Consider the following 6418-nt stretch of genomic DNA (forward strand, 5'->3'; position numbering starts at 1 on the left):
CCACAGGATATTTACTAGTACTTCTCGAAAGTAACCCATATCTTCTTCATCCGAAAGGAGTCTGCTTATGCCTGATACGCCAAAGACAGGTCCTACCGAACAGTCCGTTGATGCCTTTCTGGCACAAGTCGAACCGCCGCAACGTCAAGCAGATGGTATCACACTACGTCAGTTCTTCGAAGATGTCACGGGATATGAAGCCGTCCTTTGGGGTTCATCCTTGATTGGTTTTGGTTCCTACCATTACCGCTATGCCTCCGGCCGAGAGGGCGATAGCTTTTATGTCGGCTTTTCTCCGCGGAAGACGAACCTCGTCCTTTATCTCGCACTTGGTGAAGACGCAGTCTCAGAACGACTGCTTGCCAGTCTCGGTACGTATCGACGCGGTAAGTCCTGCATCTACGTCAAACGACTGACTGACATCGACTTAGGCATACTTCGGGAAATGATCGAGCACTCGATCCGCACGTTAAAAACCATGTACCCCTCTTGATTTCAATCAAAAACAGCCGAAGCGAATGCGCTTCGGCTGTCTTGTTATCGAATTAATGTCCGCCTTCCGTCCGATCGATATGGCGAATGTGTTTGAGATTGACCCCGATGATGATGACGGATAAGAGGACGAAGCCACTTCCGACATAAAACGGTAGATTTGCGTTGAAGATTTCAGCCAATTTACCGGCCATGAATGGCGCAATGGCTGCCCCGAGAAAACGTAGGAAACTGTATGCCGCAGATGCTGTCGAACGTTCGACAGGTGCTGCATCCATGACAGCTGTCGTGATGAGCGTGTTGTTATTCCCAAGCACAGCTCCCGCCAAGATGACACAGACGATGACGACGGCTGGAGTTTCCGTGAAGATCCCCATCAACAGAAGCAAGATCGCGAATGTGATCAACATCATGATCATCGCTTTGATCGTTCCGAACCATTGTTTCAGTTTCGGAGCCGTTAAGACTGATGTGATCGCAAGCAACATCCCCCAACCGAGGAAGACGAATCCGAGTCCTTTCGCTGGTAGTTTCATGACGAATGGTGCATAAGCCATGATCGTAAAGAAACCAACGTTATAAAGCGCTGCAACGATTCCGAGTGTCAGTAATGAACGATGTTTCATCGCTTGGAACGGTGCTTTTAATGATAACTTCTGTTTCGGTGCAGCAGATGCTGCTTGTTTTGGCATCAAGAAAAGTAAGACAAGAAACGCGATGATCATGATCGTCGCAACACCCATGAATGGGGCGCGCCATGTGATCGAACCGAGCGTTCCGCCTAATAGCGGTCCGATCGAAATCCCAAGACCAACGGCTGCTTCATATAAAATAATCGCTTTTGCTGTTCCGCCTGATGACAGCGAAACAATCGCAGCAAGTGCTGTTGCGACGAATAAGGCGTTCCCAAGTCCCCATCCACCGCGTAACGCGACGAGCGTCCAAATGCTGTCTGCTTGTGAAGCAAAACCAGCAACAGTTGCGATGACGGCAATCCCGAGCATCAATGTTCCTTTTTGACCAATCCGTGATGAGATCGCGCCTGTAATTAACATCGCGAATGCCATGACGGCGTTATAACTTGTAAATAAGAGCGTTACTTCACTTTTGGACGCTTCTAAATTCTCAGCAATCGTCGGTAAGACGGGATTGACGAGCCCCATTCCCATGAATGCTGTGATACTGGCGAAAAAGACTGCCCAAACAGCAACCGGTTGATGGAATAATCCATGTTTGCTTTCCGCTAATACCGTTTCCGGCTCAAGCGTCGTTGTTTTTTCAGCAAGTGCCATAGTGTCCCTTCTTTCTATTGGATGTGTTACATGAACTGTTTAAACGAATGGCGGATGACGTCACCTCGACTAATGATCCCAACAAGACGTCCTGCCTTGAGGATTGGAAGCTTTTTGATCCGTTTTGCGCCGAGTGTCGCTGCAATCTCTTCCATTTCTGTGTCAGCGTCCGCTGTTACGACTTTCCGGCGTGCAAGTTCCATGACAGGTCGATTCAAGATATGACGAATTCGATCTTCATAATCTTCTTCGTCTCCTTTGATGACATCTACATATAAGAATGTATCGACGATGATGTCCTTGTGTTTTCCGATCGCTCGCATGATATCTCCGTCACTGATATAACCAACGACCTCTTGCTCGGCATTGATGACAGGTACGCCGCTAATACCAGATTGAATGAATCGTTCGATGACCGTACGAATCAGATCTGTATCGTTTACCGTGATGACCTCTTGTTTCATCGACTCATAAGCTTTCATCTGAATTCTCCTTTGTCGTTCGTTTCTCATCTACTAAAGTTGTATGATACAATTAAAAGAACAAAAATGATTGTATAATACAACTACAACTCTGTCAAGCCTCCTGCTTTTCGCATTGACAGCTTATCCACATTGGGTAATCATGAGGGACAGAGAGACTTTTTTGAAAGGGGAGATACCCGATGTCTCAACAATCACTCGAAACCATTGAACTCGAGTTAGCGATCCTGATCCGGCGCTTAACGACGGCGACGGCAGACAATCGTAATTTGGACCGTGCTTCTTATCTCTTACTGCGACAATTAGCGGATTCCGGCAACGTCGGTGTTAAAACACTTGCCCGTGAACTTCAGCTCGATGTCTCGACCGTCAGTCGCCAAGCAGCGGCACTCGATCAGAAGCAACTCGTTGAAAAAGTAAAAGATCCGACAGATGGGCGAGCCTTTTTCTATCATATTACAGATAAAGGACAACAAGAACTCACCATCTACCGAACCGCACGTCTCGCAAGCATCGAACGTCTACTGACAGACTGGCCAGCGGATGATGCAGAAGATTTCGGACGCCTATTGCAACAATTCAATCGCGCCTTGCGCGAACGGTAATGGAATTACACCATAAAAAAAAACGGACGCGAAATCGATTGATTTCGTGTCCGTTTTTTCGTCATCCTTCATCACGTATGAGAAACATGGCAAACCGAACGAATTTGCGCGATATGTTCCGGTGAAGTTCTACAACAACCGCCAATCAATCGTGCTCCAGCTTCATACCATGTCTTTGCGATGGCTTGGAACGACGTACACTGATTATTCGTACCTGACCATGTTTTTGCGACCGGATCATAGACCTCACCAGAGTTCGGATAGACGATGATTGGCACATCCGTCAACGCCTTGACGTGACGGATAAAATCGGTCGCGTAAGATGCTGGAAAACAATTTGCACCGATTGCTGCGAGCTGTGGATGTTGTCCGACCGTTTCAATACACGTCGCAAGTGCCGTTCCTTCACTAATGTGCGTCGCATCTTGAAGCGAGAACGTCAGCCAAGCAGATACTTCCGGGAACGCTTCGAGAATCCCGAACAACACGACAGCTTCCTCAAGCGACGGAATTGTCTCGAATGCCAGCAGATCAGCCCCCGCTTCAATCAATGCTTCGATGCGTGGTCTGTGGAAGGCTTCTAGCACATCTGCTGACACACCATAATGACCGCGATACTCAGAACCATCTGCTAAGTAGGCACCATAAGGACCAACTGATCCCGCGATCAATGCGGCACTCTTTCCGCTACGCGTCCGTGCATCTTGCGCTAAGGTAACCGTTTGTCGAATTAACGCTTGTGCTTCCTCGGTCGTGATGTGACGTTGCTTGAATCCTTCGATACTTGCTTGATAGCTTGAGGTGATCGCAACATCGGCGCCCACTTCAAAGTAATCGTGATGGACACGCTCAATCTGTTCCGGTGCTTCAATTAAGAGGCGTGCCGACCAAAGTGGATCGTTCAGGTCGAATCCCTTTTGTTCGAGTTCGGTCGCAAGGGCACCATCTAAAATAAGAAAAGGAACTTCCTGTAATCGTTGGTCAACTGGATTTTTGATTCGGGACATCTTCAACACTCCGTTTCTGAGAAGAATTCGTGAACGCATGAACGACATAACAGATCACGATGAATGGGATACCGCAATACAAGGCGACTCGTTGCGTCGGATCAAATCCGATACCAATCAGGGAAATCAAACAGACGACGAAAGCGGCGATCGGTACCAATGGAAAGAGTGGTGTACGATAGACCAATTCGTCGACCATGTGCCCTTCGCGGAGGAATTGTTTCCGGAAGCGATACTGCGCAACGCTGATACTCATCCAGACGACGACAACAGCAAGACCGGAAATCGAGACGAGCGCGATATAGACACTTCCTGCTGCATAGATGCTAGAAAGCAAAGCAAGTCCTCCGCCAAGCATGCTGAACAATACAGCTCGAAGTGGAACCCCACTTGGTGTCACCTGGGCGAAGAAGCGCGGAATCATGCGTTCGTTCGCAAGCGACCAAAGCATCCGGGAGGCAGCGTAAAGCCCAGAGTTCGCTGCCGATAAGATCGCTGTCAGAATGACGAAGTTCATCACATCTGCTGCATACGGAATCCCGATTCGTTCAAACACCGCAACGAATGGACTTTCGAGCACGCCCTTCCCTTCCGTTGGCAATAAGACGGCTAATACGATGATCGTACCGACGAAAAAGAGGACGAGTCGCAAAATCGTTGTTCGGATCGCAAGCGGAATCGTCCGCTTCGGATCGACCGCTTCACCCGCTGCGACGCCGATCAATTCCGTTCCTGAGTAAGCAAAGTTCACGGCAAGCATCGTCATGAAGATCGCAAATGCCCCATTTGGAAACAATCCTCCTTCCGTTAAGGAAGAAAAGAATGGTGCCGGGCTACCATCTTGTAATGGGATGAAGCCAACGATGGCTCCCGCACCAAGTAAAATGAAAGCAATGATCGTTACGACCTTAATGGCGGAGAACCAAAACTCGACTTCAGCAAATACGCGGACCTTCAAGACGTTGATACCAAGGATCATCGCAGCGAATAATGCACTGAACACCCAGACTGGAATCGATGGGAACCAACGTTGCATTAAAATGCCTGCTGCCGTGAATTCTGAACCAAGGGCGACCGTCCACGTCAGCCAGTAGAGCCAGGCCACCGTATAACCGGTACCGGGTCCGATATACTTTGTTGCGTACTTATGGAATGATCCGGTTTCCGGCATGTGTACAGCGAGTTCGCCAAGACTTAACATGACTAAGTAGACGACGACGGCTCCGATTAAATACGACAAAATCGTTCCGACACGTCCCGCTTGTTCCAACGTATAACCTGTACTTAAAAATAATCCTGTTCCAATGACGCCACCTAACGACAGCATGATCAGATGACGTGATTCCATCTTGCGTCGAAACGCTCCGCTCGTTTTCATGAATCCATTTCCTCCTCGTTCCACCTATTTCAAACAAAAAACGCATCCTCACGGATGCGTCGGTCGACAATTCGGAAATCTTATCGATCGGGTGCAACACCCGCAGGAATTAGCACAGTATCTTTCGACCTGTTGCTGAGGTTTCATAGGGCCAGTCCCTCCACCTCTCTGGATAAGTATGTAATTGTTCCTAACCCTATCAAGCCTTTTCCGAATTGTCAACACAATTCAGAATACTTCCATCAAAAAAATGAACTGCTCCCTGTCAAGTAGACAGGACAAATAATAAAAATCCTTTAAACGGCTTGCGCTCTGTATTCTAATGGAGCCAAGCCGTTTAATCGTTGTTGATATCGTTCTTCATTGTAGAAGTAAATATATTTCTGGATTGCGAGTCGGGGTTCGTCGAACTCCGCAAACTTATGTAGATAATAACTTTCGCACTTCAACGCTCCCCAAAAGGATTCCATCGGTCCGTTATCAATACATCTTCCAACCCGAGACATACTTTGTGTAATGCCTGCCACGCGTGTCATATGACGAAACGCATGAGAAGTATATTGAAATCCTCGATCACTATGAAGCAAGGGACGACTTCCGGATGCGCCCTGTAGGGCGTGTTCAAGAGTATCGAACACAAGCTGATTATTATTGGAATGGCCAAGAACGAAGGCACGGATGGATCCATCATATAGGTCCAGAATGGCGCTCAAATACGCCTTCTGAGAGGCGCCATACTTCAGTTCCGTGACATCCGTCACCCATTTTTGGTTCGGTCCTGCGGCGTTGAAATCACGGTTCAGAATGTTCTCTGCAGTCTGTTGAGGAGGATTACGAATATACAAAGGACGTTTCCGGCGTATGACGCAATGAATACCGGCGACATGTATCAGGCGACGGACACGCTTCGCGTTGACGTCTCTTCCGAAACGACGTTTCAGGTTCAATGTCATCCGTCGGTAGCCATAGATTCCGTTCACCTCAAGGTGGATCTCGTTCATCTCTTCGATGATTTTCATGTTCTCCGTCTCATGAGTCTGTGGTATACCAATCCGGCGTAACCACTTGTAGTAGGAAGCGCGCGAGACTCCAGCGAGGTGACACAGGGCGATGATCGGGTAACCAAATTGCTCTACCGATGATTGAATGGCTTCATATTTAC

Annotated in this window: 7 protein-coding genes and 1 riboswitch; of the genes, 2 read left to right on the forward strand and 5 right to left on the reverse strand. The window is 48.2% G+C overall.

The features are described 5' to 3' along the window. Positions 1-67: 67 nt before the first annotated feature. Positions 68-493: a DUF1801 domain-containing protein gene (locus tag Q9R23_RS10120; protein WP_290756015.1), complete on the forward strand. Its 426-nt coding sequence runs from the start codon at positions 68-70 to the stop codon at positions 491-493. A 52-nt stretch (positions 494-545) separates the two neighbouring features. Here Q9R23_RS10120 and Q9R23_RS10125 read toward each other — a convergent pair whose 3' ends face one another. Further along, the gene (locus Q9R23_RS10125) at positions 546-1784 is read right to left on the reverse strand and encodes an MFS transporter (RefSeq protein ID WP_290780645.1); all 1239 of its coding nucleotides are present in this window, start codon (positions 1782-1784) and stop codon (positions 546-548) included. Between the two features lie 26 nt (positions 1785-1810). Further along, complete coding sequence (locus Q9R23_RS10130) at positions 1811-2266, reverse strand: CBS domain-containing protein (RefSeq protein WP_035395501.1); 456 nt, start codon at positions 2264-2266, stop codon at positions 1811-1813. Between the two features lie 182 nt (positions 2267-2448). On the opposite strand from Q9R23_RS10130, the gene Q9R23_RS10135 reads away from it, so the two are divergent. Next, positions 2449-2871, forward strand: coding sequence for a MarR family winged helix-turn-helix transcriptional regulator (locus Q9R23_RS10135; protein WP_035411811.1), 423 nt, complete (start codon positions 2449-2451; stop codon positions 2869-2871). A gap of 71 nt (positions 2872-2942) precedes the next feature. Here Q9R23_RS10135 and mmuM read toward each other — a convergent pair whose 3' ends face one another. The 3 genes from mmuM to Q9R23_RS10150 all read right to left on the reverse strand — a co-directional run. Next, positions 2943-3878, reverse strand: coding sequence for a homocysteine S-methyltransferase (gene mmuM / locus Q9R23_RS10140; protein WP_311246994.1), 936 nt, complete (start codon positions 3876-3878; stop codon positions 2943-2945). Further along, positions 3853-5256 (reverse strand): amino acid permease, encoded by a 1404-nt coding sequence (locus Q9R23_RS10145; RefSeq protein WP_290780639.1) that lies wholly within the window; start codon positions 5254-5256, stop codon positions 3853-3855. The genes mmuM and Q9R23_RS10145 overlap by 26 nt, the downstream gene beginning before the upstream one ends. A 77-nt stretch (positions 5257-5333) precedes the next feature. Further along, positions 5334-5435: riboswitch (SAM riboswitch) on the reverse strand. A gap of 117 nt (positions 5436-5552) precedes the next feature. After that, positions 5553-6418 (reverse strand): IS3 family transposase (locus tag Q9R23_RS10150; protein ID WP_311246995.1); only part of this gene is annotated, 866 nt, incomplete at its 5' end.

Source organism: Exiguobacterium sp. BRG2 (assembly GCF_031844245.1).
Classification (GTDB): domain Bacteria; phylum Bacillota; class Bacilli; order Exiguobacteriales; family Exiguobacteriaceae; genus Exiguobacterium_A.